Annotated in this window: 20 protein-coding genes and 2 pseudogenes; 12 read left to right on the forward strand and 10 right to left on the reverse strand. The window is 62.8% G+C overall.

Features of this window, described 5'->3' with window-relative positions:
- Positions 1 to 24 precede the first annotated feature (24 nt).
- The 3 genes from HDC32_RS30290 to HDC32_RS30300 all read right to left on the reverse strand — a co-directional run bounded on the left by HDC32_RS30290 (position 25) and on the right by HDC32_RS30300 (position 3,456).
- Complete coding sequence (locus tag HDC32_RS30290) at positions 25 to 927, reverse strand: ABC transporter permease (protein ID WP_131698876.1); 903 nt, start codon at positions 925 to 927, stop codon at positions 25 to 27.
- A 9-nt stretch (positions 928 to 936) separates the two neighbouring features.
- Positions 937 to 1,854: an ABC transporter permease gene (locus tag HDC32_RS30295; RefSeq protein ID WP_131698875.1), complete on the reverse strand. Its 918-nt coding sequence runs from the start codon at positions 1,852 to 1,854 to the stop codon at positions 937 to 939.
- A gap of 81 nt (positions 1,855 to 1,935) precedes the next feature.
- Positions 1,936 to 3,456 (reverse strand): ABC transporter substrate-binding protein, encoded by a 1,521-nt coding sequence (locus HDC32_RS30300; protein WP_184746504.1) that lies wholly within the window; start codon positions 3,454 to 3,456, stop codon positions 1,936 to 1,938.
- A gap of 186 nt (positions 3,457 to 3,642) precedes the next feature.
- On the opposite strand from HDC32_RS30300, the gene HDC32_RS30305 reads away from it, so the two are divergent.
- Entirely contained in the window at positions 3,643 to 4,560 is a 918-nt protein-coding gene (locus HDC32_RS30305) for a LysR substrate-binding domain-containing protein (protein WP_145337127.1), read from the forward strand.
- Between the two features lie 99 nt (positions 4,561 to 4,659).
- Positions 4,660 to 4,881, forward strand: a pseudogene (locus tag HDC32_RS30310) (TetR/AcrR family transcriptional regulator); the annotation flags it as partial.
- Here the strand turns inward: HDC32_RS30310 and HDC32_RS32180 are convergent.
- A pseudogene (locus tag HDC32_RS32180) lies at positions 4,801 to 4,977 on the reverse strand (type II secretion system protein GspJ); the annotation flags it as partial. The pseudogenes HDC32_RS30310 and HDC32_RS32180 overlap by 81 nt on opposite strands.
- Before the next feature lie 288 nt (positions 4,978 to 5,265).
- Entirely contained in the window at positions 5,266 to 7,023 is a 1,758-nt protein-coding gene (locus HDC32_RS30320) for a sigma-54-dependent Fis family transcriptional regulator (RefSeq protein ID WP_167654959.1), read from the reverse strand.
- Positions 7,024 to 7,293: 270 nt separating this feature from the next.
- On the opposite strand from HDC32_RS30320, the gene HDC32_RS30325 reads away from it, so the two are divergent.
- The 3 genes from HDC32_RS30325 to HDC32_RS30335 all read left to right on the forward strand — a co-directional run bounded on the left by HDC32_RS30325 (position 7,294) and on the right by HDC32_RS30335 (position 10,623).
- On the forward strand, positions 7,294 to 8,769 hold the full coding sequence (locus HDC32_RS30325; RefSeq protein ID WP_131698871.1) for a benzaldehyde dehydrogenase: 1,476 nt from the start codon (positions 7,294 to 7,296) through the stop codon (positions 8,767 to 8,769).
- Between the two features lie 57 nt (positions 8,770 to 8,826).
- Positions 8,827 to 9,594: a coniferyl-alcohol dehydrogenase gene (locus HDC32_RS30330; protein WP_184746507.1), complete on the forward strand. Its 768-nt coding sequence runs from the start codon at positions 8,827 to 8,829 to the stop codon at positions 9,592 to 9,594.
- 81 nt (positions 9,595 to 9,675) lie between these two features.
- On the forward strand, positions 9,676 to 10,623 hold the full coding sequence (locus HDC32_RS30335; protein ID WP_145337152.1) for a transporter: 948 nt from the start codon (positions 9,676 to 9,678) through the stop codon (positions 10,621 to 10,623).
- Here the strand turns inward: HDC32_RS30335 and mhpT are convergent.
- A complete protein-coding gene (gene mhpT, locus HDC32_RS30340) occupies positions 10,601 to 11,809 on the reverse strand; it encodes a 3-(3-hydroxy-phenyl)propionate transporter MhpT (RefSeq protein ID WP_131698868.1) in 1,209 nt (402 codons plus the stop codon). The genes HDC32_RS30335 and mhpT overlap by 23 nt on opposite strands.
- 307 nt (positions 11,810 to 12,116) lie before the next feature.
- On the opposite strand from mhpT, the gene HDC32_RS30345 reads away from it, so the two are divergent.
- On the forward strand, positions 12,117 to 13,442 hold the full coding sequence (locus tag HDC32_RS30345) for an OprD family porin (protein ID WP_184746509.1): 1,326 nt from the start codon (positions 12,117 to 12,119) through the stop codon (positions 13,440 to 13,442).
- Positions 13,443 to 13,447: 5 nt separating this feature from the next.
- Here HDC32_RS30345 and HDC32_RS30350 read toward each other — a convergent pair whose 3' ends face one another.
- Positions 13,448 to 13,936, reverse strand: a complete 489-nt coding sequence (locus HDC32_RS30350; protein WP_184746511.1) for a MarR family winged helix-turn-helix transcriptional regulator — start codon at positions 13,934 to 13,936, stop codon at positions 13,448 to 13,450.
- Positions 13,937 to 14,150: 214 nt separating this feature from the next.
- On the opposite strand from HDC32_RS30350, the gene HDC32_RS30355 reads away from it, so the two are divergent.
- From HDC32_RS30355 to HDC32_RS30380, 6 genes are all read left to right on the forward strand, one after another.
- Positions 14,151 to 14,981, forward strand: coding sequence for a p-hydroxycinnamoyl CoA hydratase/lyase (locus HDC32_RS30355; RefSeq protein WP_010567568.1), 831 nt, complete (start codon positions 14,151 to 14,153; stop codon positions 14,979 to 14,981).
- 76 nt (positions 14,982 to 15,057) lie between these two features.
- Positions 15,058 to 16,506 (forward strand): aldehyde dehydrogenase, encoded by a 1,449-nt coding sequence (locus HDC32_RS30360; RefSeq protein ID WP_131698867.1) that lies wholly within the window; start codon positions 15,058 to 15,060, stop codon positions 16,504 to 16,506.
- A gap of 61 nt (positions 16,507 to 16,567) precedes the next feature.
- Positions 16,568 to 18,442, forward strand: coding sequence for a feruloyl-CoA synthase (locus HDC32_RS30365; protein WP_184746513.1), 1,875 nt, complete (start codon positions 16,568 to 16,570; stop codon positions 18,440 to 18,442).
- Entirely contained in the window at positions 18,439 to 19,680 is a 1,242-nt protein-coding gene (locus tag HDC32_RS30370) for a thiolase family protein (protein ID WP_167654955.1), read from the forward strand. The genes HDC32_RS30365 and HDC32_RS30370 overlap by 4 nt, the downstream gene beginning before the upstream one ends.
- Positions 19,681 to 19,708: 28 nt before the next feature.
- Positions 19,709 to 21,451, forward strand: a complete 1,743-nt coding sequence (locus HDC32_RS30375; protein WP_184746515.1) for an acyl-CoA dehydrogenase — start codon at positions 19,709 to 19,711, stop codon at positions 21,449 to 21,451.
- 55 nt (positions 21,452 to 21,506) lie between these two features.
- Entirely contained in the window at positions 21,507 to 22,220 is a 714-nt protein-coding gene (locus tag HDC32_RS30380) for a GntR family transcriptional regulator (protein WP_184746516.1), read from the forward strand.
- 6 nt (positions 22,221 to 22,226) lie between these two features.
- Here HDC32_RS30380 and HDC32_RS30385 read toward each other — a convergent pair whose 3' ends face one another.
- The 3 genes from HDC32_RS30385 to HDC32_RS30395 all read right to left on the reverse strand — a co-directional run bounded on the left by HDC32_RS30385 (position 22,227) and on the right by HDC32_RS30395 (position 25,893).
- On the reverse strand, positions 22,227 to 23,177 hold the full coding sequence (locus HDC32_RS30385; protein WP_184746518.1) for a PDR/VanB family oxidoreductase: 951 nt from the start codon (positions 23,175 to 23,177) through the stop codon (positions 22,227 to 22,229).
- Positions 23,178 to 23,206: 29 nt separating this feature from the next.
- Positions 23,207 to 24,268, reverse strand: coding sequence for an aromatic ring-hydroxylating oxygenase subunit alpha (locus HDC32_RS30390; protein ID WP_131698862.1), 1,062 nt, complete (start codon positions 24,266 to 24,268; stop codon positions 23,207 to 23,209).
- A gap of 137 nt (positions 24,269 to 24,405) precedes the next feature.
- Positions 24,406 to 25,893: an aldehyde dehydrogenase family protein gene (locus HDC32_RS30395; RefSeq protein WP_184746520.1), complete on the reverse strand. Its 1,488-nt coding sequence runs from the start codon at positions 25,891 to 25,893 to the stop codon at positions 24,406 to 24,408.
- Positions 25,894 to 25,948: the final 55 nt, after the last annotated feature.

Genomic DNA, 25,948 nt, shown 5'->3' on the forward strand with positions numbered 1-25,948 from the left:
CCCTCTATCAGTTACGGCGGTCTATCAGTTACGGCCGTCGGGCAGGATCAGGTCGCGCAGGCCATCGCCGACGAGGTTGATGCCCAACACCAGAATCATCAGGGCGACGCCGGGAATGGCGATGACCCACGGGGAAAAGAACATGTAGGGCTTGCCTTCCGCGATCATCAAACCCCAGGACGGCGTTGGCGGTTGTACGCCCACCCCGAGGAATGAGAGGGCCGACTCCAGCAGGATCGCGTGGGCCATCTCCAGCGTCGCGACGACGATCAGTGCGCCGACCAGATTGGGCAGGATTTCACTCACCAGGATGCGCAGTGTCGAGCAGCCGAGCGCCTGGGCCGACGCGACATATTCAGCATCGCGAATCTGTTGCACCGAGGCCCTGACCACCACCGCGAAGCGATCCCATAACAGGCAGCCGAGCAGCACGATCACCACCTTCAATGAGCCGCCCATCAGCGAGGCCGAGGCCAGCGCGACCATCACCACCGGCATCGCCAGCCGGGTAGTTATCAGGTAGCTGATAAACCCATCGACCTTGCCGCCGTAGTAACCTGCCAACAGCCCCATGACCGTGCCGATAAAGCCGGAAATCAGCGCCGCTGCAATGCCGATGAACAGCGAAATACGTGCGCCGTAGAGCAGCCTCGACAGGTAGTCACGGCCCAGCTTGTCGGTGCCGAGCACGTATTCCCAGGTGCCGTTGGCCATCCATACCGGTGGTTTCATGCGCAGCATCACGTCTTGCGCATAAGGGTCGTAAGGTGCCAGCCACGGCGCGAACAATGCACCCGCGAAGATGATCAGCAACAACACCGCGCCGATGGCGAAACCACGATGACGCAAGCTCTTGCCAAGTACTCGGCTCAGGCTGCTCGGTGGTGGCAGGTAGTCATTGATCGCGAGGGTAGTGGGGATGCTCATGTAGTCCTCCTAGCGCACACGAATGCGCGGGTCGAGCAGTGCGTTGAGCACATCGGCCAGCAACGTGAGGATGATGTAGATCACTGCAATCAGCAGGACCACAGCCTGTACCACCGGAAAGTCGTCACGGGCGATAGCGTCCCAGGCAAGTTGCCCGATGCCCTGCAGGGAGAACACGGTTTCGATCACCACCGAGCCGCCGAGCATGAAGCCGAACTCCACCGCCGCCAGCGCGACGACCGGAATCAGGGCGTTGCGCAGTGCATGCTTGAACAACACGCGGGCAGGGCGCAGGCCCTTGGCGCGGGCGGTGCGGATGTAATCGGAACTGAGCACATCAAGCATGCCGGCGCGGGTCAGGCGCATGATTGCCGGCGTCGCGTAGTAGCCCAGGGCAATGGCCGGCATGACGAAGTGCAGCAGGGTCGAGTTGCCGGACACCGGCAGCCACTTGAGCGTCACCGCGAACACCACGATCAGCATCAGCGCAAACCAGAAACTAGGCATCGCCTGACCCAGCACCGCGATGCTCAAGGCCAGCCGGTCAATCCAGGTGTCGCGTTTGACCGCAGCCAACACGCCCAGTGGAATGGCCACCAGCAAGGCGATCCCCAGCGCCATGGCACCCAGCCCCAGGGTAATCGGCAAGCGGCTGGCGACGAGGTTGTAGACCGATTCCTGAAAGAAAAACGAGTTGCCCAGGTCCAGCCGCAGCAAATCGCCCAGCCAGTTGAAGTACTGAGTCGGCAGCGGTTTGTTCAACCCGTACTGCACGCGAATCTGCTCGATCTGTTCGCTGGTGGCTTCCGGTCCGCCAATGGCAGTGGCGAGATCTCCGGACAGATGCAAAAGAGAAAAGCTGATCACCGACACGGTAATGGCAACGCAAACAGCGATGCCCAGGCGGCGCAGAAGGAATCCAAGCATGGCAAGTTTCCTCATATCCAATGGATGACAAGTGTGAGGATGTATCCGTGGCGCACGAGAGTCCGTGCGCCCGGTTACGTATTACTTCCACGTGGACTCGACGAAACGCGGCAGCTCATCCGGGTACGGCGTGAACGCAAGTTCGGAGGTGTAGGCGTAGTTCATCGAGTAGTTGAACAGCGGCGCCCAGTAGGCCTGTTCGCTGATGCGCTGCAAGGCCTTGCGGTAGTTGTCCTTGCGCACTTGCGGGTCGAGGGCATTGTCGGCGGTCTGCAACCAGCCCTGGACTTGTGGGTCCTTGATGTTGTCGTCCGGATTGCCCTTGAACCAGGTACCGGCCGACGCCGAGGTGTCGAGGATCGAGAACGAGCCCCATGCCTGAAACGACATGGGCACCTTGCCGCCACGTTGCTGATCGCGCAGGGCGGCGTACTTCAAGTAGCGCAGCTTGGCGTTGATGCCCACTGCGCGCAGGTTGCCGATGATGGCTTCGACGTAATCACGGTCGCGATAAGCGAAGATTTCTGTCTCGAAGCCATTTGGGTAACCGGCTTCGGCGAGCAGCGCCTTGGCCTTGGCGGGGTCATAGTTGTAGACCGTAGCCGCAGTGGTATCGCAACCGAACTGGCCTGGATAACAGGCAACCTGCAAAGGCTTGGCTTCGCCACCCACCAATTGCGTGGCCAGCGCATTGCGGTTGATCGCATGGTTGATGGCCTGGCGTACCTTGAGGTTCTTCATCGGTGAGTTTTCAGTGGAGGTGCCGCGTGCATCAAGAATCAGGAAACCGATGCGCATGGTTTCGCCACTGGTCACGGTCAGGTTCGGCATACCCTTGAGGTCGACCGCCTGATCCGAGGTCACACGCCAGGTCCAGTCGACACCCTCGGTCATCAACTCGGCCAGGCGGGTTTCTGCATCCGGGATCACGCGGAACTTGAGGTGGCTGATATGGGGCTTACCTTGTGGGCTGTCCGGGAAGTAGTCCTTGTTGATCTCCATGCTCACGCCTTCGCCCGCCACCACGGACACGGCTTTATACGGCCCGGTGCCCATTGGCTTGCGACTGAATTCGGCCAGGCCGACCTTCTCGAAGTACTGCTTGGGGAACATCGGAACGGCGTTGGACAGGTATTCCAGTGCCGGTGGGAAAGGCTTCTTCAAATACAGGCGGACGCTGTAGTCACCGGTTTTTTCGGCGCTCTTGATCCAGTCTACGTTTTGCACGGTAACGACTTTCGCTTCGGGCGACACCACGTAGTTGAGGGTGAACACCACGTCGTCGGCGGTGAAGGCGTCGCCGTTGTGAAATTTGACGCCTCTGCGCAGCTCAAAGTCGATGGTGGTGTCGTCGACCTGCTTCCAGCTGGTGGCCAGCATGGGTTTGTATTCGCCGCTTTTGGGGTCGCGGTAGATCAGGCTGTCCCAGATCAGCCGGCCGAGAATCACGCCTTCGCGTAAATCGTTGTGATAGGGGCTGATGTTTTCAGGCTCGCTGTCGGAAGCGTAAACCAGGGTGTCGTTGGCTTTGCCGGCATGCGCCGGAAAGCTGCTGATAAGGCCCATCAGCGCAATACTGCAGGCGAAACCTTTGATGCCCATGCCGTCGTCTCCGTTGGCGAGAGTGGTTGAATCAAAGGGCAGCGAATCGCAAATGCGTAAAGGAGGAGGAAAAGGTCGGGCACTGTTTTTTTTGGTCTGGACACGAATGTAGGGAAGGGCTATCAATGCCACAAGCACAATATTTCGATACTTCCTTTGCCGAAAAGGCAATCCATGGGGGCTCCGATGCAGCTGTATGGCGTGCAGTCCACGGCACTGCGCTATTTTCTTGAAGTCGCGCGATGCGGATCGATCAGTGAGGCCTCAATGCGGCTGAATGTGGCGGCATCAGCGGTGAGTCGACAAATTTCCAAGCTTGAGCTGGCCCTGGATGCCAGCCTGTTTGAGCGTCGTGCCCGCGGCATGGTGCTCAGCGAGGCAGGGGCACGACTGGCGGCTTATGCGCGTAAGTCGCAACTTGAGGCCGAGCAGGTGGTGCTGGAAATTACCGAGTTGCATGGCTTGCAACGCGGCCATGTGCATGTCGCCTGCTCGGAAGGATTTGCCCTGGAATACATGCCCAGGAGCATCAGCGCGTTCAGGCGTGAGTACCAGGGTATTCATTTCACGCTGGAGGTCTGTGCGCCCGCTGAAGCGACCGAGAAGGTTCGCTCCGGTGAAGCCGATCTGGCGATGACGTTCAGCCTGACGCCGCAAAAGGAAATCAAGGTCGAACATATCCTGAGCGGGGCGATTTTTGCCGTGGTCTCCAATGCTCATCCCTTGGCCGGGCGTGAATCTGTCAATCTCGCTGAGTTGCAACCCTGGCCCATTGCGTTACCCAAGGCTGACACTACGATACGGCAACTGTTCGACATCTGTTGCGGCGTACAGGGGTTGTTGTTCGATCCGGTATTGACCACCAATTACGTTGCCGCGCTCTACAGTTTCGTCCGTGAAGAGGGAGGCATCAGCCTGGCCAGCGAAATGACCTTGCACCAACAGGTGGCGGACAAGCAGTTGCAATGCTTGCCGATCCTTGATGAAGGCATGCAGGCAAGGCGCATCGAGCTGCAAAGCATGGCTGGGCGCAATCTACCTGCGGCGGTTTCTGCGTTCAGGGATTTTCTGATCGCTGAGCTGACGAAGGCGAAGCGTCGTTGAAAAGAGGAGGCTGCTCGCTGTTTCTCATTGCGAGTTAGTGACGAAGGTATAAAACGGTCATCCGTTGTCAAGCGCTTTTCGGATGCGTAAGCTAGCCGTATTAACAAGACATCAATAGCTTCCCCCAGCATCCGTGGCCCCGCCGATCATGAGATCCGAAACCAGATCGTCGCGGCGGCCAATCAGCACTTCAGTCAATACGGCTATAGCAAAACTACGGTTTCCGACCTGGCCAAAGCAATCGGGTTTTCCAAGGCGTACCTGCAGTTCACTGATGCCGGACAAGACGGCCACCGCTTTTTTGGGGGCCGGCAACGGGTATCGATCACTGGCCGCTGATGTGGCGCGGTACAGCGTGTCACCCTCCAGCCACCAGCGCACCCGTTGCAGGCCGTTTTCGGGAAGGGCTGCGGGGCGACTCTTTATGTCGAGGCCAACGAGTCGTCCTGTGCAACCCGCGTGGCACCTGCGCTGATGCAGGGCTTCCCGGCCGAGCCGAAACACCGGGTAACGTGGCAGAACTGGATGCGCGCACCCTTCAGCCAGTGGGAGTTTCTTCAATAGCTTGCCGGCGTTCGGCTTTCTGACGTTCACGCAGTCCGCTCACAGGAGATCCTTGTCACGGTTAAATAAGCGGGCATTGGTCACCCGGATGCCCATGCAAAATACTTAATTGAACAAAGCTTTTAAGGCACTAATTGCCCATCAAGGGCTTTGCCGCTGGTGCTTCTTCAGCCGATAGGCAAATTGTGCACGGCTGAGCCCCACAAGCCTGGCGGCGGCGGCCAGGTTGCCGGCGTTGCGTTGCAGGGCTTCATTGAGCAGGCGCGATTCAAGACCTTCGATGGAAAACCCCGGTTCCAGTTGGCCAAGGGTGTCGAACAGGGCCAGGCACGGCGGTGGTGCGCTGTTGGACAGGCTGCCATGGTCGTCCAGGCCATAGGGATCGGCGGGCATAGGCTCGTTGCGAAACAGGTGCACGAGGTCAATGGGTTGGCCTTCGTCACTGGCGATCAGGCCGCGTTCGATCAGGTTTTGCAGTTCGCGCACATTGCCCGCGAAGTCATAGCGCAGCAGCGCTTTCAGGGCGCGCATGGTCAGGCCCATCGGGGTTCGGGCGTATTCCTGGCAGAAGCGTGTGAGGAACGCATTGATCAACAGCGGGATGTCGTCCCGGCGTTCGCGCAGCGGTGGCAGGGCGATGGGGTAGACATTCAGGCGGTAGAACAGGTCTTCACGAAAGGTGCCGTCGGCCACGGCTTTACGCAGATCGATATTGGTGGCGGCCACCACGCGCACATCCACCTTGATCCCGCGCACCCCGCCGACCCGTTCGATTTCCCGTTCCTGCAAGGCCCTCAGCAACTTGCTTTGCCCGGCCAGGCTGAGGCTGGTGATTTCATCCAGAAACAGCGTGCCGCCCTGGGCCCGTTCGAAACGTCCAGGCCGCGAGTGCGTCGCGCCGGTATAGGCGCCGCGTTCGACACCGAACAGTTCGGCCTCGATCAGGTTGTCCGGAATGGCAGCGCAATTGAGTGCCACGAACGGGCTGTCCTGGCGGCGGCTGAGCTGGTGCAACTGGCGCGCAAACATCTCCTTGCCCACCCCCGACTCACCGCTGATCAACACCGTTGCCGGGGTCAGTGCAACGCGTTGCAGGGCTTGTGTCGCGGCGTTGAAGGCCGCACTCGCCCCCACCAGTGTTTGTGGCGGGTTGGCCCTGGCACTGTGGCTCACCGGGTGATCGGGTGTGGGCGCGACCGTGGCGTTGGTGACGGCCTGGGACACATTCAGGTAGCGCAGGTCCTGCTCGACGTCACCCCATTGCTCGGCCGTCTTGCCGATTACCCGGCAGCTGCGGTGGCCCATGCCACGGCATTCCACTTCGCGGAAAATCACCATTTGCCCGAACAGGCCACTGACGAAACCAATGGCATAGCCGGTTTCAGTCCAGCACACCGGGTCCTGGCCGATGCCGTAGGCGCCCACATGTTCATCGGCCTCGCACGAGTGGTGCCAGAGGAACTCGCCTTCATAGAACCCCGAATCGGCATCGAACTTGAAGTGCAGCGGTTCGACCTTGGTCATGCCTTCCAGGGTGTGCAAATGGGTCCCGGCGCGAAACACCGCGGCGGCATCGGCCTGTGGCCAGCGCTCGCGGATCAACCGCGCATCCCGCGCGCCGGAGGCATAACCGGTGCGGGTAAACAGGCCACGCGCCTGTTCCAGCCCCAGGCGCTCGATGACCTCCCTGCGCAGGGCGCCGAACGACGAACTGTGCAGCAACACCATGCGTTGATCGTTGAGCCAGATACGTCCGTCTTCGGGCGAGAAGAACAGGCAGTCGGTCAGTTCCGCCGGGGTGGGCGAACTGCTCTCACTGAGTTGGCGGCTGTCGCCGCGCGGATGGTAGGGCGCGATGGCCACCCGGTCGTCGGGCAGCGCGCTGGGGGGATTAGTCATTGTTATGCCCCTGCAAAGCGAGTGATCGATATGAGTAACTGCTCAGATAGTTATTAAACATAACCTTATCAATTGAACAAGTGGCAGCGCGCCGGTTTTTGCAGTCGATCGGCGGGTGAGGTATGGGCGGTGTGTGTGAGGCCCCGTCCCAGAGCCCTCGACGCTTTATGTCAGCGACGTTGCGTGCAAGCGGCACAGCCTTTGCTCAAGGCTTGATGCGGCGTTTGCACCCTGTGCAGGCGATGACAATTACAAGAACCGGGAGTTGCCATGTCAGTGTCTGAAACCACCCACTTTCTACAGCGGGCCATTGGGTCCGAATGCCTGTTCAACGGCGATTGGATACCCGCTTCGGGATCCGTGATCCCGGTGATCGAACCCGCCACCGGCGAACCCCTGATGCGCTGCGCCATGGCCAACCCGGCCGACATCGCCATCGCCTGCCGCAGCGCGGCCCTGGCCCAGCCGGCCTGGGCTGCACTCGGCCCACGGGAGCGTGCCGAGGTGTTTCGCAAGGCGGCGGACCTGGCCCAGCAGTCCTTTGCCGAACTGGCGCTGTACGTCGCGCGGGAAACCGGCGGCGCGTTGTTCAAAGGCGAACACGAAGTGCGCGAGGCGATTGTGCTGCTGCATCAAGCGGCGGGGCTGTTGTCCCAACCTCACGGACTGGTACTGCCCAGTGCTGCCGGTCGCCTGTCCTATGCCCGGCGTCAGCCCCACGGCGTGGTCGGGGTGATTTCACCGTTCAATTTTCCGCTGGTGCTGTCGCTGCGCTCGGTGGCACCGGCCCTGGCGGCGGGCAATGCGGTGGTGCTCAAGCCCGACCCGCAGACGCCGGTCAGCGGTGGTTTTCTGATCGCCCGGCTGTTCGAAGAGGCGGGCTTGCCCAAGGGCCTGCTGCAGGTATTGCCCGGTGCCGCGCCGGCGGGGGAGGCGCTGTGCCGCGATCCGAATGTGCAGATGATTGCGTTCACCGGGTCGACGGCGGCGGGGCGCAAAGTCGCCGAAGTGGCCGGACGACACCTGAAAAAAGTCGCGCTGGAACTGGGCGGCAAAAACCCGCTGATCATTCTCGAAGACGCCGACCTCGACCTGGCCGCGAGCAATGCCGCCTGGGGCGCCTGGCTGCACCAGGGGCAAATCTGTATGGCGACCGGCTTGATCCTCGCCCATGAGTCCATCGCCGAACGCCTCACGCGCAAGCTGGTGGACAAGGCCCGGGCGCTCACCGTGGGCAATGCCGCCCGCGGTGAAGCCGCACTCGGCCCATTGATCAACCAGCGGCAATTGCAGCGCGTGCACGAGATCGTCAGCGACAGCCTGCAAGCGGGCGCGCGGTTGGAGGCGGGCGGCGACTATGACCGCTTGTTCTATCAGCCCACTGTGCTCAGTGGCGTGCGTCCGGGCATGCGCGCGTTTGAGGAAGAAATCTTCGGCCCGGTGGCCACGGTGGTCAGTTTTGCCACGGACGAGGAGGCCATCGAGCTGGCCAACCGTACCGAGTACGGCCTCTCGGCCGCGATCATCTCACCGTCGGTCGGGCGTGCCATGGCCATCGGCGAGCGGCTTGACTGCGGCCTGCTGCACATCAATGACCAGACCGTCGCCGACGAATGCATCAACCCCTTTGGTGGGCGCGGCGCTTCCGGCAATGGCGGCAGCGTAGGCGGGCCGGCCGACTGGGACGAGTACAGCCAGTGGCAGTGGGTCACGGTGAAAAACACCCCGCCTGCCTATCCGTTCTGAGTCCCGGCGCATCGATTTGATTTACCCATGCCTATACAAAAATAAGAGGGCTTGAACATGAACCTGCACAACAAAACCCTGATCGTCACCGGTGTCGCTTCCGGCATTGGTGCCGAGCTGGCGCGCCTCGCGCGTTTCCAGGGCGCCACGGTGATCGGCGTTGATCGCCATGAACCGCAACTGACCCTGGATGGCTTCTTCCAGGCTGACCTGGGCGATCCGGCCAGCATCGATGCCCTGGTGGCACGCCTGCCGGCGCGGGTCGACGGGCTGTGCAACATTGCCGGCGTGCCCGGTACGGCGCCCGTGCAAGCGGTGGCCACGGTCAATTACCTGGGGTTGCGGCACCTGACCCAATCGCTGCTGCCACGCATGCCGGCGGGCGGCAGCATCGTCAATGTCGCCTCGGTGCTCGGCGCGCAATGGCCGCAACGCCTGGAGCTGCACAAGGCCCTGGCCGCGACGCAAAGCTTCGACGCCGGGCAGCAGTGGCTGGCGGCCAATCCGGTGGAGCAAGCCAGCTGTTATCAGTACTTCAAGGAAGCGCTGATCGTGTGGAGCTTCCAGCAATCCCAAGGCTGGTTTCGCGATCATTCGGTGCGCATCAACTGCGTCGCGCCGGGGCCGGTGTTTACCCCGATTCTCGGCGATTTCGTCAGCATGCTCGGGCCGGAGCGGGTGGCTGCGGACAGCCAGCGCATGACCCGTCCAGCCCTGGCCGATGAGGTGGCGGCGGTGATTGCCTTCCTCTGCTCGGACGCCGCGCGCTGGGTCAACGGCGTCAATCTGCCGGTGGACGGTGGGTTGGCGGCGACCTACGTGTAAGGGTTGCAACAGTGGTAAACCCCGGCGCGGATCCACCGTGCCGGGCGTCTTGAACAACAACAAAAATACAGGACATACAAGATGCTCAAGCCTATCTTGCGGACGGTTGCGGCCACGACGTTTGTCGCACTGACATCGACTGCTTACGCTTATGATTTGCCCGGACTCAACCTGGGCAGCACCAGTTTCTACGACGGCTCACCGGCCCCGGCCGGCCCGGGCTGGTACCTGGAGGAATACCTGACGTACTCCCGGGCCAGCCGCTTCAATGATGCCAACGGCAACAAGCTGGCGTTGCCCAAGCAGGACCTGGAAGTGGTGGCGCCTACCACGCAGATCATCTACGTCGGCCAACCCCTGGCCAATGGCGCGATGCCGGGAATCACCCTGATCAACACCTCCCTGGCCCATGTGGATGTCGACGATGGGTTGAACAATGCGGCGCTGAGTTCTCGCGCTGGCTTTGGTGATGTGATTGTGGGGCCTTTCCTGCAACTGCCGACCCTGAGCCGCGCCGATGGCAGCCCACTGTTGACCCAACGTGTCGAAGCCGATATCTCGGTGCCGGTGGGTGCCTATGACCGCAAGCGCTCGATCAACCCAGGCAGCAACTTCTGGTCATTCAACCCGTATTACGCGGCGACGTACTGGTTCAGCCCGAAGTGGTCGGCGAGCGGGCGTTTCATGTACCTGTGGAATGGCAAGAATGATGATCCGCAGGCAGGCTTTGGCGATGTTTCCGATACCCAGGCCGGGCAGGCGTTGCATGCCAACCTGACCTTGCAATATGCCTTGAGCCAGCAACTGAGCGTGGGGGTTAACGGCTATTGGTTGAAGCAGATCACCGACACCAAGGTCGATGGGCACGCCGTGAGCGGGCGTCGGGAGAAGGTCTGGGCCATGGGCCCAGGCCTGGTCTATGCGTTCAGCAAGGAAGATGTGCTATCGGTAAACGCCTACTTTGAACAGCAGGCGGAGAACCGCACCGAGGGCAACAAAATGGTGCTCAATTGGCTGCATAAGTTCTAGTGGGCGCCGTACGCACCATCACGCTGATGATGGTCAGTGCGGCAATCACCACCCCGGGGGACGTCGCCAGCAGTACCCCCGCGGTGCCGGCGCCGGCGGCGAGCAGTTGCCCGGCCGCCAGCGGCCCGGCGACCGAACCCAAGCGGCCGACGGCCACTGCTGCACCGACACCGGTGGCGCGCACCGAGGTTGGGTAGGAGGGCGGTGCCGACGCATACAGCACCAACTGCGCGGCCATGACGAACAGGCCGGCGGCAAAACCGGCAATGGCCATGGGCACGATGCCCACCGACAACCCGACCCCTGCCAATGCCGCCAGCAACCCGGCATACACGGACAGCACCACTTTGACGGCATTGCACCGGTCCAGCAGCACGCCACCGAGCAGCGAACCGAGGGCGCCGCCGATATTGAAGAGCATCTGCACCATGCCCGCCTGGGGTTTGCTGAAGCCTTGTTCCAGCAACAGCGACGGCAGCCAATTAAGCAACATGTACATCACGGTCAGGGTGAAGAAGTAACTGAGCCACAAGGCCAGTGTGGTGCGGGCGCGACCTTCGCCGAACAGCGCCTGGCCGCTGGAGAGACGGGCGCCAGGCGTGTTGTCGCGCTGTTGGCGAAAGGCAGTGGATTCCGGCAGCAGCAGGATCATCAACGGTACGGCCAGCAAGGGTGCCAGGCCGCCGATGATAAAGGTGGTCTGCCAGTGCTCACTGGAAAACATCGCCACCACTGCGGCCAATGCACCACCCAGCGGCACCCCGCAGTACATCACGCTGATAGCCGTGCCACGGTTGCGTTCGCTTACCGCTTCGGCGCACAGCGCGATCAGGTTGGGCAGCGCGGCACCCAGGCCCAGGCCGGTGAGGAAGCGCACCAGCAACAGGCTTGAGTAGCTTTCGACAAACGCGGTGCTCAGGGAAAACAGCCCGAACAGCAGCACGGCGCTCACCAGGATTTTCTTGCGCCCGATGCGGTCGGCGACCCAACCGCCGAAGAATGCCCCCGGCAGCAGGCCAATGATGCCGACGCTGAACACCCAGCCGAGCATCTTCGGATCCAGGGCGAACGTTTGACGTAACCCGGCGGCGGCAGTGCCGGCGGCCTGCAGATCGAATCCCTCGATCAGCGCAACGATAAAGCACAACGCAATAGTCAGCGTCGAACGACGCGATGGACTGTCCATGGGCAAACCTCATTGTTGTTTTTGTTGTGGTGGCGAGCGCGAGTGGCTGCTGGTGATTAAGATAACAAAGATAACTAAAAAATGAATCGTGGATTAATCTGCTCATAAATCATGAATAAATCCATAAAATTCAAAAACTTGGCATATAGATCCATATGCACCTAAAAAATAGATAGTTTTATTAATGTTCGATTATCGCTCAGTTGCGGTTGACGGGCACCGACGGCTGTTTCCATTCTTGGCTCGCGAAGCCGACCCGGCCGAGCGTGTGCACCCCAAAAACAACAACAAAAAATGGACATCGAACATGCCAGAACTTCCTATGGAGCACGCCGTTGCAGCGGCGCCCGTCGCCTGTGTGTCGAACACCACTCCACGCCTGCTCATGGCATGCCTGGCCTTGAGCGTGCTGCCCGCTCCGCTGTGGGCCGCCGGCTTTATCGACGACAGCCACGGCACCTTGACCTTGCGCAATTACTACCTGGACCGCGACTACAAGGACGACGGTGCGAAGACTGCCGCGCGGGAATGGGCCCAGGCGTTCATCCTCAACCTGGAATCGGGGTACACCCCAGGCCCGGTGGGCTTTGGCCTGGATGTACGCGGGCTGATGGGGGTCAAGCTCGACTCCTCGCCAGACCGCAGCGGCACCGAGTTGTTGCCGGTGTCGGCCAGCGACAAGCGTGCCGCCGATGAGTACTCGCGCCTGGCCCCGACCGCCAAGCTGCGGTTTGCGCAAACCACGGTGAAGGCCGGCGATGTGTCGATCTTCCTGCCGTTCGCCTTTGCCAGCCCGTCGCGCCTGCTGCCGCAAACCTTTCGCGGCACCACCTTGAGCTCCAAGGACATCGATGGGCTGACCCTCAACACCGGCTACATCGACCGCATCAACAAACGCGACTCCACCGACTACCAGGCCATGACCATCGCCTCGCCCAACCGGCGTTTCAACGCCACCGCCACCACGTCGCACCTGGCGTATGTGGGCGGTGACTATCAGGTCAACAAAGACCTCAGCCTGCGCGTCTATCACTCCCAGGTCGCGGACCTCTACCAGCAGGACACCCTGGCGTTGCTGCACAACCTGCCGCTGGGAGATGGCGTGCTCACCAGCGACCTGCGCAGTTTTTTCAGTCGCGAAGACGGCAGTGCCAAGGCGGGCAAGGTGGATAACCGCAACCTCTCGGCGCTGTTCGGCTACCGCCTCGGTGGCCACCGCGTCAGCCTTGGCTACATGCACTCAAGCGGGGAGACGGCCACGCCCTATATCTCCGGGACGGAGTTGATGGGCATGAGCGAACTGACCATGAGCTCGGACTTTCTCAACGCCAAGGAGCGCACCTGGCAGGCCATCTACGACTACGACTTCGCCGCAGCGGGTGTGCCGGGGTTGAAGACTCGGCTGCGCTATGTGCGTGGCGACAACATCGAACTGGCCGCTTTCAACGCCGAGGATCGCAAGGAGCGCGAGTTCCAGATGGAGTTGGGCTATGTGATCCAGGACGGCCCGCTGAAGAACGTCGGGTTCATGGCGCGCAAGTCGATCTACCGCAATGACTTCCCCAGCGGCGCGGCGTTTCGCGATGAAAACCAGACCCGTTTCCTGGTGCTCTACACCGTGGCGCTCTGGTAAGCCGATCAGTCCTGGTAGACCTTCTTCAGCAGGCGCAGCAGCTCTTCACGCTCCTGGCCGTCGAGGGCGGCCGTGGCGTCCAGGTCACTCTGGGCGGCGATCGCCTTGAGCTCCTTGAGCAGGGTTTCGCCGCTCTTGCTGAGGAAGATCCCGTAGGAGCGCTTGTCTGGCTTGCAGCGCACCCGCACGGCGAGGGCGCGGCTTTCCAGCTTGTTCAGCAACGGCACCACCTGGGGCGGCTCGATCGCCAGTGCGCGAGCCAGGTCGGCCTGCATCAGCCCGGGGTTCTGCTCGATGATCGCCAGGGCCGAGAACTGCGCAGGGCGCAGGTCGTGGTCCGACAGCCGGCCGATCAGGTTCTGGAACAGCTTGAGCTGGGCGCGACGCATGGCGTAGCCGATCAGATCATCCAGGGCCGAATCCAGCGGCGCGCGTACGTCGGCGTTATCGGGCAGGGCCTGGCTGGCGTCGGCGAGTTTGGAAGGCTTGGCCATTAACAGTGCAATCCTCAAAAGGTGGAGGTTAAGAAGGCTATCTAGTTTGCCGAGGTTGGCGAGCCATGGCTATGCCGGCTTTTCACAACGCCTGGAAAACGCAGGTTTCACCGCGTAAAAATATTGGTTATCCATGTTAATAGTTAATTGACATAACTATATTTGCGGTTTAATTTCGAATCATCTTCAAACCCCAGAACAAGAGCGTACCGCCATGAGCAATTACGAAGGCCGTTGGACCACCGTCAAGGTTGAGATCGAAGAAGGCATCGCCTGGGTCATTCTCAATCGTCCGGAAAAACGCAACGCCATGAGCCCGACCCTGAACCGGGAAATGATCGATGTCCTGGAAACCCTTGAGCAGGACCCTGCCGCCGGCGTGCTGGTGCTGACCGGCGCAGGCGAAGCCTGGACCGCCGGCATGGACCTCAAGGAATACTTTCGCGAGGTGGATGCCGGCCCGGAAATCCTCCAGGAAAAAATCCGCCGCGAAGCCTCGCAATGGCAATGGAAACTGCTGCGCATGTACGCCAAGCCGACCATCGCCATGGTCAATGGCTGGTGCTTCGGCGGTGGCTTCAGCCCGCTGGTGGCCTGTGACCTGGCGATCTGCGCCGACGAAGCGACCTTCGGCCTCTCGGAAATCAACTGGGGCATCCCGCCGGGCAACCTGGTGAGCAAGGCCATGGCCGACACCGTGGGCCATCGCCAATCGCTGTACTACATCATGACCGGCAAGACCTTTGGCGGGCAGAAAGCCGCCGAAATGGGCCTGGTCAACGAAAGCGTGCCGCTGGCTCAACTGCGCGAAGTGACCATCGAACTGGCGCGCAACCTGCTGGAGAAAAACCCGGTGGTGCTGCGTGCCGCCAAGCATGGCTTCAAACGCTGCCGCGAATTGACCTGGGAGCAGAACGAGGATTACCTCTACGCCAAGCTCGATCAGTCGCGCCTGCTCGACACCGAAGGCGGTCGCGAGCAGGGCATGAAACAGTTCCTCGACGACAAGAGCATCAAGCCTGGCCTGCAGGCGTATAAACGCTGAAGGGTGCGGCCGCCTGGCCGCGCCGTTGTACCCTGCTTGAACGTATTCCCGATAAAGATAATAAAGAGGAATCACCATGCTGGACGTGCCCCTGTTGATCGGCGGCCAGTCGTGCCCCGCCCGTGACGGTCGAACCTTCGAACGTCGCAACCCGGTGACCGGTGAAGTGGTCTCGCGGGTGGCCGCCGCGACCCTGGAAGATGCCGACGCCGCCGTAGCGGCCGCCCACGCCGCGTTCCCCGCGTGGGCTGCGCTGGCGCCCAACGAACGCCGCACCCGCTTGCTCAAGGCTGCCGAGCAATTGCAGGCGCGCAGCGCCGAATTCATTGCCGCCGCCGGCGAGACCGGCGCCATGGCCAACTGGTATGGCTTCAACGTGCGCCTGGCGGCCAATATGCTGCGCGAAGCGGCGTCGATGACCACCCAGATCACTGGTGAAGTGATCCCCTCCGATGTTCCCGGCAGTTTCGCCATGGCCTTGCGGCAGCCGTGCGGCGTGGTACTGGGCATCGCGCCGTGGAATGCCCCGGTGATCCTCGCCACACGTGCCATCGCCATGCCGTTGGCCTGCGGTAATACCGTGGTGCTCAAGGCCTCGGAGCTGAGCCCGGCGGTGCACCGCCTGATTGGCCAGGTGTTGCAGGACGCCGGCCTGGGCGATGGCGTGGTCAACGTCATCAGCAATGCCCCGGCGGATGCCGCTGCGATTGTCGAGCGGCTGATCGCCAACCCGGCCGTGCGCCGGGTCAACTTCACCGGCTCGACCCATGTGGGGCGGATTGTCGGCGAGCTCTCGGCGCGTCACCTCAAGCCGGCCTTGCTGGAACTGGGCGGCAAGGCGCCGTTGCTGGTGCTCGACGACGCCGACCTCGACGCTGCGGTCGCGGCGGCGGCCTTTGGCGCCTATTTCAACCAGGGCCAGATTTGCATGTCCACCGAGCGCCTGATTGTCGATGCCAAGGTCGCCGATGCGTTCACCGCCAAGCTGGCGGCCAAGGTCGCGACCCTGCGCGCGGGCGATCCCATTGCAGCGGATTCGGTCCTGGGTTCCCTGGTGGACGCCGGCGCCGGCACACGCATCAAGGCCCTGATCGACGATGCCCTCGCCAAGGGCGCGCGGCTGGTGGTAGGTGGCCAACTGGACGGCAGCATCCTGCAGCCGACCCTGATCGATGGCGTCACCGAACACATGCGCTTGTACCGCGAAGAGTCCTTCGGTCCGGTGGCGGTACTGCTGCGCGGTGACGGCGATGAGGCGTTACTGCGCCTGGCCAACGACTCCGAGTTCGGCCTTTCGGCGGCGATCTTCAGCCGTGACACCGGGCGTGCACTGGCCCTGGCCCAGCGTGTCGAGTCGGGCATTTGTCATATCAATGGCCCGACCGTGCATGACGAGGCGCAGATGCCGTTCGGCGGGGTCAAGTCCAGCGGCTACGGCAGCTTTGGCGGCAAGGCCTCGATCGAGCACTTCACGCAATTGCGCTGGGTGACCTTGCAGAACGGGCCACGGCATTACCCGATCTGAGCAGGCGTCGCGACATAACAATAACAAGGCGGCGTTGACCGCCTTGCTGGAGGACACCCTTGTGAGTTCCGAATTCAGACCGCAACCCCAGCCCGCACCGCGATACCGCGAGGTCTCCATCGGCCACGCACCGGTGGCGGTCACTGAAGAACACGGCGTGCTGCATATGCGCTCCCTGGAGCCCCTGGCCGAGTTGCCGACGCGCTTGCTTGATCGCCTTGTGCATTGGGCCCAGGTGCGGCCCGAGCAGACGTTTATCGCGGCACGCCAGGCCGGTGGTGATTGGCGCCGGGTCAGCTACCGCGAGATGCTCGACAGCGTGCGTGCGATTGCCCAGGGCCTGTTGAGTTATGGGCTCTCGGCGCACAAGCCGCTGGCCTTGCTGTCGGGCAACGACATCGAGCATTTGCAGGTCGCCCTCGGCGCGATGTACGCCGGTATTCCTTATTGCCCGGTATCGCCGGCGTATTCGTTGTTGTCCCAGGATTTCGCCAAGCTGCGGCATGTGTGCGACCTGCTGCAACCGGGGCTGGTGTTCGTCAGCGATGCGGCCGCTTACCAGCGCGCCATCGATGCTGTCTTGCCGGCCGAGACTCCGCTGATCAGCGTGCGCGGCCACGTGCCTGGGCGCACTCAGGTCAGCTTCGCCAGCCTGCTGCAAACGCCGGGCGGCGCCGAGGCCGACGCGGCATTCCAGGCCACCGGCCCCGACAGCATCGCCAAGTTTCTTTTCACTTCGGGCTCGACCAAGTTGCCCAAGGCGGTGATCACCACCCAGCGCATGCTCTGCGCCAACCAGCAAATGCTGTTGCAGACATTTCCGGTGTTCGGTGAAGAACCGCCGGTACTGGTGGACTGGCTGCCGTGGAACCACACCTTCGGCGGTAGCCATAACGTCGGCATCGTGCTCTACAACGGCGGCACCTTTTACCTCGACGACGGCAAGCCCACGGTTCAAGGCTTTGCCGAGACCCTGCGCAACCTCAAGGAGGTTTCGCCCACGGCCTATTTGACGGTGCCCAAGGGCTGGGAAGAATTGGTCAACGCCCTGGAACAGGACGCCGAGTTGCGCGAACGGTTTTTTGCGCGCATGAAACTGTTCTTCTTCGCCGCCGCCGGCCTGTCGCAAAGTGTCTGGGATCGCCTCGACAGCGTGGCCGAACAGCACTGCGGTGAACGTATCCGCATGATGGCCGGGCTGGGCATGACCGAAGCCGCGCCGTCCTGCACCTTCACCACCGGGCCGTTGTCCATGGCCGGCTATATCGGATTGCCTGCGCCGGGCTGCGAGGTGCGCCTGGTGCCGTTGGACGGCAAGTTTGAAGGGCGCTTTCGCGGGCCGCACATCATGCCGGGGTACTGGCGGGCGCCCGAGCAAACCGCCGAGGTGTTCGACGAACAGGGTTTCTACTGTTCCGGTGACGCGATCAAGCTCGCCGACCCGCACCAGCCGCAATTGGGGCTGATGTTCGACGGGCGGATTGCCGAGGATTTCAAGTTGTCTTCCGGGGTGTTCGTCAGTGTCGGCCCGTTACGCAATCGCGCCGTGCTCGACGGCGCGCCCTATGTGCAGGACCTGGTGATTGCCGCGCCGGACCGCGAATGCCTGGGAGCACTGGTGTTCCCCCGGCTCTACGAGTGCCGGCGGCTGGCCGGCTTGAGCGCCGACGCCAGCGACGCCGAGGTGTTGGCCAGCGCGCCGGTACGCCAGTGGTTCGGCGACTGGTTGCAGCGCCTCAACCGCGAGGCCACCGGCAATGCCAGTCGCCTGGAATGGATTGCCCTGCTCGACGAGCCGGCGTCCATCGACCGTGGGGAAATCACCGACAAAGGCTCGATCAACCAGCGTGCCGTGCTGCAATGGCGCGCGGCCAAGGTCGAGGCGTTGTATCGCGGTGAAGAGGCCACGATCCTGCGCGCCGGGCCCAAGCCTTGAGCAGCGCCGGGCAGTACTCGGCGTTTGCCGATGCGGCGATTTTCGAGGCGGTGCGCACGCCTTGGGTCGACCTCGGGGGCGCACTGTCCCAGGTGTCGCCCATCGACCTGGGCATCAAGGTCGGCCGGGAAGTATTGGCCCGTGCCGGCATCGACCCCCAGGCGGTGGACAGCGTATTGGCCGGTTCCATGGCCCAGGCCAGCTTCGATGCCTACTTGCTGCCACGGCATATCGGCTTGTACAGCGGGGTGGCGCAAGCGGTCCCGGCACTGGGGGTGCAGCGCATCTGCGCCACCGGTTTCGAGCTGCTGCGCCAGGCCGCTGAACAGTTACGCGACGAGGTGCAACTGGCCCTGTGCGTGGCCAGCGAGTCCATGTCGCGCAACCCGATTGCGGCCTACACCCATCGGGATGGGTTTCGCCTCGGCGGCGAGGTGCAATTCAAGGATTTTCTCTGGGAGGCCCTGTACGACCCGGCCCCTGGTCTGGACATGATTGCTACCGCCGACAACCTGGCGCGCCGTTATGGCCTGAGCCGCAAGGCCGTGGACCGCTACGCCTGCGACAGCCATCAGCGTGCCTTGCAGGCGCAACGTGACGGCGCGTGGGCGGAAGAAATCGTCACGGTCGATAACCAGGTGTTCGAGCTTGAGGGGTATCAGCCCAGGGGCATCAGCCTGGCGCGTCGGGCGAGTGCCGTCAGCGCCGACAGCCACCCACGTCCCACCGACCTTGAAGCCTTGACGCGCTTGCGCGCCGTGCATCCAGGTGGCGTGCAAACCGCCGGCAACAGTTGCGCGGTGGTCGATGGTGCGGCGGCGGCTTTGGTGGGGCGTGCCTCGGCCTGCACGCGGCCGGCCCTGGCGCGGCTGCTGGCCAGCGCGGTGGTCGGTGTGGCCCCCGAGTTCATGGGCATCGGCCCGGCACCGGCGATCCGCCTGCTGCTGCAACGCAGCGGGTTGAATCTGGATGACATCGGCCGCTTCGAGATCAACGAAGCCCAGGCCGCCCAGGTACTGGCGGTGGCCCATGAACTGGAGCTGGACAGCACCCGCCTCAACGTCCAGGGCGGCTCGCTTGCCCTGGGGCATCCCCTGGCCGCCACCGGCCTGCGGCTGGTGATGACCCTGGCCCGACAACTGCGCCAGCACAACCTGCGCTACGGGATTGCCGCAGCGTGTGTGGGCGGCGGGCAGGGCATGGCGTTGCTGATCGAGAACCCTGTCTACCGCGCTTGAAGGTTTTTTTAGTCGATGAGGTGTTCCGATGTGGAGCTATGAGGCGCCCCTGGGCGATATGCAATTTGTCCTGGAACACTGGTTGCAGGCGCCCGACACCTGGCAGCGCCACCCGGCGTTCGCGGCCCTGGACCTGCCGCTGGCGGTACAGGTGCTGGAGGAGGCGGCACGCTTCAGTCAGGGCGTATTGGCGCCGTTGAATAGCAGCGGTGATCGCCAGGGCTGCCGCTGGCAGGCGGGCCGGGTCAGCACCCCGGACGGCTTTGCCGAGGCCTATCGCGCCTATGTCGACGGCGGTTGGCCGGCGCTGGCGTGTGCCGAGGAGCAGGGCGGGCAGGGCTTGCCGCAACTGCTCGATGCGGCGCTGCAAGAGATGCTCTACGCCAGCAACCACGCCTGGGCCATGTACACCGGGATCGCCCACGGCGCCTACCTGTGCCTTAAGACCCACGCCGCTCCGTGGTTGCAGGCGCGCTACCTGCCCGACATTGTCAGTGGCCAGGTCTTGCCCACCATGTGCCTCACCGAGTCGCAGGCCGGCAGCGATGTCGGCTTACTGCGCTGTCGCGCGCAGCCCCAGGCGGATGGCAGTTATCGCCTCAGCGGCAGCAAGCTGTTTATCTCCGGCGGTGAGCACGACCTCACGGCCAATATCCTGCACCTGGTGCTGGCGCGCCTGCCCGATGCGCCGCCGGGCAGCCGTGGCATTTCACTGTTCCTGGTGCCCAAGCACCTGGACGATGGTCAGGCCAATGGCGTGCACTGCGACGGCATCGAACACAAGATGGGCATCAAGGGCAGCGCCACCTGTTCCCTGGTGTTCGACGCCGCCCAGGGCTGGCTGATCGGCGACGCCAATCGCGGCCTGGCGGCGATGTTCGTGATGATGAATTCCGCGCGCCTGCATGTGGGCCTGCAAGGCCTGGGGCATGTCGAGGCGGCTTGGCAGAACGCCCGCCAGTACGCCGCCGAGCGCTTGCAGATGCGCGCACCGTCAAGGCCGGAAGAGGTGGTGGCCCAGGCGGCTGACCCGATCCGTTATCACCCGGCCATGCGCCGCGTGTTGCTGGAACTGCGCACCACCAGCGAGGGCATGCGTGCCATCGGCTATTGGGCGGCGCACCTGCTTGATCAGGCCGAACATGACCAGGACTCGTCGGCCGCCCAGTTGGCGCCGTTGCTGACGCCCATCATCAAGGCGTTTTTCACCGAACAGGGCTTTCGCCAGGCCAGCCATGCGCTGCAGGTGTTCGGCGGTTACGGCTACGTCACCGAGTTCGCCATCGAGCAAACCCTGCGCGACAGCCGCATCGCGATGATCTACGAGGGCAGTAACGAGATCCAGGCCAATGACCTGTTGCTGCGCAAGGTGCTGGGGGATGAGGGCCGAGCCTTTGGCCTGCTGCTGGCCGAGTTACGCGCCGAGGCCGCGCAGGGCAGACAGTATGTCGAATGCGCAGGCTTCTCCGGTGCGTTGGGCAGCCTGTGCGACGCGTTGGCCAGTGTGGTGAACGCCATACGTGAACGCGCGCACGAGGACAGTGAATACCCCTATCGGGCAGCGCCGGATTTCCTCCAGCTCTGTGGCGTGGCGTTGCTGGCCTTTGCCTGGGCGCGGGCCGCGCGCGTCTCCAGGGCACTGCCCGACGATCACCCCTTGCGTGCCGCCAAGCTGCAAAGCGCCGGGTTCTTTTTCGATTACCTGCCGTCGCGGCTGGCGCAGCACCTGGGCGCCATAGATGGGGCACGGGCAGCGCTGGCGTTCATCTGACGCGGCCAGGTGCTTGCGATACTATGGCGGCTCACGTTTTCTGGAAGTCGCCTGGATGAGTAAACCCGGTCAATTGGTGCTGGTTGCACTGCGCAAGATGATTGCCAGCGGGGAGTTGGCGGCGGGCGAGCGGCTGATGGAGATTCCCACGGCGCAGCTGTTCGGCGTGTCGCGCATGCCCGTGCGCATGGCCTTTCGCACCCTCGAACAGGAAGGACTGCTGGTGCCGTTTGGCGGGCGCGGTTATCAGGTGCGTTCGGTCAGCCCCAGCGACATTGCCGGCGCCGTCGAAGTGCGCGGCGTGCTTGAGGGCCTGGCAGCGCGTCAGACCGCCGAGCTGGGTTTATCCGATACGGCACGTGCGGCGCTGGAGCGCTGCCTGGTGGAAGGCGATCAACTGTTCGAAAAGGGCTACGTGACCGAGGATGACCTTGAGGTCTATCACGACCTGAACATGCGCTTTCACCAGGTCATCGTCGAAGGCAGCCACAACCCGGCAATCGCCGACGCCCTGGCCCGCAATGATCACTTGCCGTTCGCCTCGGTGACCGCGCTGGCGGTGGATCGCGAGGACATGGCCCGCGAGTACCGACGCTTCAACTATGCCCACATGCAGCATCACTCGGTCTTCGACGCCCTGGTCAATCGCCAGGGCGCGCGGGCCGAAGCCATCATGCGTGAGCACGCCAATGCGACCTTGCGCTATGCCGAGATCTTCAGCTCGGCCACCGCCGCCGCGCGCATGAAGGTGATTTTGCCCGCGTCGTGAACCCTGTCAGATATCGAGCACCAGCAGCGGGGTCTTCGAGCGTGAACAGCAGGGCGTGAACTGATCATTCAGCGCCTGTTCCTGCTCGGTGAGGAACAGGTCGCGGTGCTCCGGTATGCCCTCCAGCACACGGGTCAGGCAGGTGCCGCAAATCCCCTGTTCGCAGGACACGGCAATCTCGATGCCATGGCTTTCCAGGACCTGGACCACGGTCTTGTCGGCGGGGATTTCGAAGACCTGGCCGCTGCTGCCGAGCTTCACCGAAAAGCCGCCGTCGAGGCTGCTGTCCACCGGTGCCGCGCTGAAGTATTCGCGGTGCAGGCAGTCTTCCTGCCAGCCCTGTGCGCGTGCGCTGTCGAGCACATGCTGCATGAACCCTCCAGGGCCGCAGACATACAGGTGCACGTCGTCTGCGGGCGCCGCCAGCACCTGGGCAGCATTCAAGGCCGTGTGCGGCTGCTCATCGAAATGCAGGAACACCCGCTCGGCAAACGGCGACGCGTTGAGCCGCTGCACAAACGCCGCACGCTCGCTGGCACGGGCGCAGTAATGCAGTTCGAAGTCGGCCCCTGCGTGGGCCAGGCGTTCGGCCATGCACAGGATCGGGGTGATGCCGATGCCACCGGCAAACAGCAGGCTGCGGCGCGCGTCGTGGGCCAGGGGAAACAGGTTGCGCGGTTCGCTGATCGTCAGGCGCGTGCCCTCGTGAACCTGCTCGTGCAAGCTGCGCGAGCCACCCCGGGAGGCCGGGTCCTTGAGCACGCCGATCAGGTAGCGATGACGTTCTTCGGGGTGATTGCACAGGGAGTATTGCCGGATCACCCCATCGGGCAAGTGCACGTCAATGTGCGCACCGGCACTGAAGGCCGGCAGCGGCTGGCCATCGACACTGGCCAGTTCATAGCTGCAAATATCCTGGGCTTCGTTGTTACGGGATACCACCACCACATCGATCATGTTCAGTCCTCGCAAAGTTGTCGCGCTGTTCAGGCGGTGGTGGTGGCGATCAGTTGCGATTCGGCGGCGCGTTCCCTGGCAATCAGTCGCTCCAGGATCTTGCGCGACTGCACGCCGCCCGCGTCGATATTCAACTTGAGCAGGTTGCGCTGCGGGTGGGCCAGCAGGTTCTGTTGCTGGCGTTCGAGCATCTCCAGGTCTTCGCTGAAAATCTTGCCTTGGCCCTCGCGAATGCTCGCGGTGAGCGCCTCATCGTGGGGGTTGAAGTTGCGCGCCATGCCCCAGAAGTACCAGATCGAGGTCTCGGTTTGCGGGGTGATGAAGTCGACCACGATGCTTGAGGCCTTGTGTTCGGGGGCGGCGTTATAGCCACCTTTGCCGGCGTGGGCCACGCCGACTTCGATCAATACATGGCTGGGCGGGGTGAAGCGGCAGATCTGCCAGCGGTCCACCGGCACGTCATCGGCGAGGTTATTGCCGCGCAGGGCCATGCGCCAGAACGGCGGGGCCATGATGTTTTCCATGTGCCGGGCAGTGACGACTTCATCGCCGTCCACCGTGGTCACGGGCGGCGCTTCGTCGATTTCCTTCTGGCCGATACTGGAGGCGTGCACGTAGGTTTCGTGGGTCAGGTCCATCAGGTTGTCGATCATCAGGCGGTAGTCGCACTGGATATCAAACAGCCCGCCACCATAGGCCCACTGGTCACTCTCAGCCCATTCCAGATGGTGGATCAGCGCCGGGTCGGCCTGGGCCTGATCGCCGGGCCACACCCAGATGAAGCCGTAGCGTTCAACCGCGGCAAAGGTCTTGTTGCACGGAAAGCCACGCACCCGCTGGCCGGGCATTTCCACGGTCTTGCCATCGCCGCCCATGACCAGGCCGTGGTAGCCGCAGACCAGGTTGCCGTTCTCGACATAACCCAGCGAGAGTGGCGCACCGCGATGGGGGCAGAAGTCCTCGACCGCCACCACGGCGCCTTCCTGGCCACGATAAAACACCATCTTCTCGCCGCAGATCTGTCGACCCAGGGGCTTGTGCGCGATTTCATCGGGGGTGCAGGCGACATACCACGTGTTCTTTGGGTACATGATGACTCTCCAGGCGGCGGATTGTTTTTATTTAATGGATCCATTAAATGGCTGGCCTGATGGAGAGTCAATCTGTTGTGGTTGCTTTATTGGGCGATTATCGGACACTTACATATCAATGGATCCACTGGTTGGATTTAGTAGCGAATCATCACTGACTTCAACTCGGTGTAATCCTCGATGAAGGCGCTGCCGAACTCCCGGCCTATCCCCGAGGATTTGTTGCCGCCAAACGGCACCGCCGGGTCCAGCATCGTGTGCATGTTCACCCACACCGTGCCGGCCTCGATGGCGGGCACCATGCGCAAGGCTTTGCTGAGGTCGTTGGTCCACAGGCTGGCGCTCAAGCCGTAGGGGGTGTTGTTCATCAAGGCCAGCAGTTCCTCTTCGCTGTCGTACGGTAAGAATGTGGCAATGGGGCCGAAGGTCTCCTCGTTGAGCAGGGTGTCGTTGACGCTGTTGGCGAGGATGATCGTCGGCTCGACGTAACAGCCCGGACGGTCGATCAGGTTGCCACCGTGAATGATGCGGTTGTTTTCGGCGCGGGCTTTGGCGAAGAACTCGCCGAGTTTGAGTTGGTGCTGGCGGTTGGTTACGGGGCCGAATTCGGTGCGCTCGTCCAGGGGCGAGCCGATGTTCAGCGTGCTCAGGCGCTGGGCCAGTTTGTCCATGACCGTTTCGATCTGCGAACGGTGCACAAAGAAGCGTTCGGCAGCGGCGCAGATTTGCCCGGAGTGCAAAAAGCCCGCTTCGATGATGCCGTTGACGGCCTTGTCCAGGTCCACATCGGGCAGGAACCCGGCCGAGTTCTTGCCGCCCAGCTCAAGGGTGGCGCGGGTCAGCCCGGCGCCCATGGCACTCTGGCCCACCGCAATGCCGGTCGGCACGGAGCCGGTGAACGACACCTTGTCGGTGCCGGCGTGTTCAATCAGGCCTTTGCCGACGCTGCCGCCGCCGGTCAAGACGTTCAGCGCACCGGCGGGAAGGCCGGCGTCAATCGCCAGTTCGGCGATGCGCAGGATGGTCAGTGGCGTGAACTCGCTGGGCTTGATGATGATGCTGCAACCGGTCACCAGCGCCGAAGCGAGTTTCCAGATGGCGATCATGGTCGAGAAATTCCACGGCACGATGCCGACCACCACTCCGACCGGCTCGCGCAGGGTGAACGCGGTGTAGCGCTCGCCGGCGAAGGAGGGCAACGATGGGGTGATGGTCTGGCCGCTGATCTTGGTGGCCCAGCCGGCGTAGTAACGCAGGAAGTGCGCGGCCTGGTCGACTTCGAATGCGCGGGAAATCTGGATGATCTTGCCTGACTGGCAGGTTTCGATCTGTGCCAGTTCTTCGCGGTGTTGCTCCAGCAAGTCGGCCAGTTTGAACAGCACGTTGCCGCGCACCGCTGGTGCGACCTGCGACCACTGTTTGAAGCCTCGGCTCGCGGACGCCACGGCCGCGTCAATGTCGGCCGGGTCGGCGGCGGCGACGTCGGCAATGACCTGGCCGGTCGCCGGATTGATCACCTCCAACCGCTGACTGGAATGGCTCTCGACGTAGCCACCGTCAATGAACAACGCATGGGTTCGACGGAGGAAGGCTTCAACCTGGGGCAGCAGTGGAATATCGCTCATGGGGTTTTTCCTGGTGGCAGACATTGAAAAGCCCGAGGTTAATCCCAGTGGCCGG

Source organism: Pseudomonas sp. JAI120 (assembly GCF_014207255.1).
Lineage (GTDB): Bacteria > Pseudomonadota > Gammaproteobacteria > Pseudomonadales > Pseudomonadaceae > Aquipseudomonas.

Coding starts and splice junctions, on each gene's coding strand:
- HDC32_RS30390 (WP_131698862.1), bottom strand. CDS start 24,268: ATGTACCCAAAGAACACGTGGTATGTCGCCTGCACCCCCGATGAAATC.
- HDC32_RS30320 (WP_167654959.1), bottom strand. CDS start 7,023: ATGACTAATCCCCCCAGCGCGCTGCCCGACGACCGGGTGGCCATCGCG.
- HDC32_RS30385 (WP_184746518.1), bottom strand. CDS start 23,177: ATGATCGATGTGGTGGTGGTATCCCGTAACAACGAAGCCCAGGATATT.
- HDC32_RS30300 (WP_184746504.1), bottom strand. CDS start 3,456: ATGGGCATCAAAGGTTTCGCCTGCAGTATTGCGCTGATGGGCCTTATC.
- HDC32_RS30325 (WP_131698871.1), top strand. CDS start 7,294: ATGTCAGTGTCTGAAACCACCCACTTTCTACAGCGGGCCATTGGGTCC.
- HDC32_RS30375 (WP_184746515.1), top strand. CDS start 19,709: ATGTGGAGCTATGAGGCGCCCCTGGGCGATATGCAATTTGTCCTGGAA.
- HDC32_RS30330 (WP_184746507.1), top strand. CDS start 8,827: ATGAACCTGCACAACAAAACCCTGATCGTCACCGGTGTCGCTTCCGGC.
- mhpT (WP_131698868.1), bottom strand. CDS start 11,809: ATGGACAGTCCATCGCGTCGTTCGACGCTGACTATTGCGTTGTGCTTT.
- HDC32_RS30355 (WP_010567568.1), top strand. CDS start 14,151: ATGAGCAATTACGAAGGCCGTTGGACCACCGTCAAGGTTGAGATCGAA.
- HDC32_RS30395 (WP_184746520.1), bottom strand. CDS start 25,893: ATGAGCGATATTCCACTGCTGCCCCAGGTTGAAGCCTTCCTCCGTCGA.
- HDC32_RS30290 (WP_131698876.1), bottom strand. CDS start 927: ATGAGCATCCCCACTACCCTCGCGATCAATGACTACCTGCCACCACCG.
- HDC32_RS30295 (WP_131698875.1), bottom strand. CDS start 1,854: ATGCTTGGATTCCTTCTGCGCCGCCTGGGCATCGCTGTTTGCGTTGCC.
- HDC32_RS30305 (WP_145337127.1), top strand. CDS start 3,643: ATGCAGCTGTATGGCGTGCAGTCCACGGCACTGCGCTATTTTCTTGAA.
- HDC32_RS30345 (WP_184746509.1), top strand. CDS start 12,117: ATGCCAGAACTTCCTATGGAGCACGCCGTTGCAGCGGCGCCCGTCGCC.
- HDC32_RS30380 (WP_184746516.1), top strand. CDS start 21,507: ATGAGTAAACCCGGTCAATTGGTGCTGGTTGCACTGCGCAAGATGATT.
- HDC32_RS30335 (WP_145337152.1), top strand. CDS start 9,676: ATGCTCAAGCCTATCTTGCGGACGGTTGCGGCCACGACGTTTGTCGCA.
- HDC32_RS30360 (WP_131698867.1), top strand. CDS start 15,058: ATGCTGGACGTGCCCCTGTTGATCGGCGGCCAGTCGTGCCCCGCCCGT.
- HDC32_RS30350 (WP_184746511.1), bottom strand. CDS start 13,936: ATGGCCAAGCCTTCCAAACTCGCCGACGCCAGCCAGGCCCTGCCCGAT.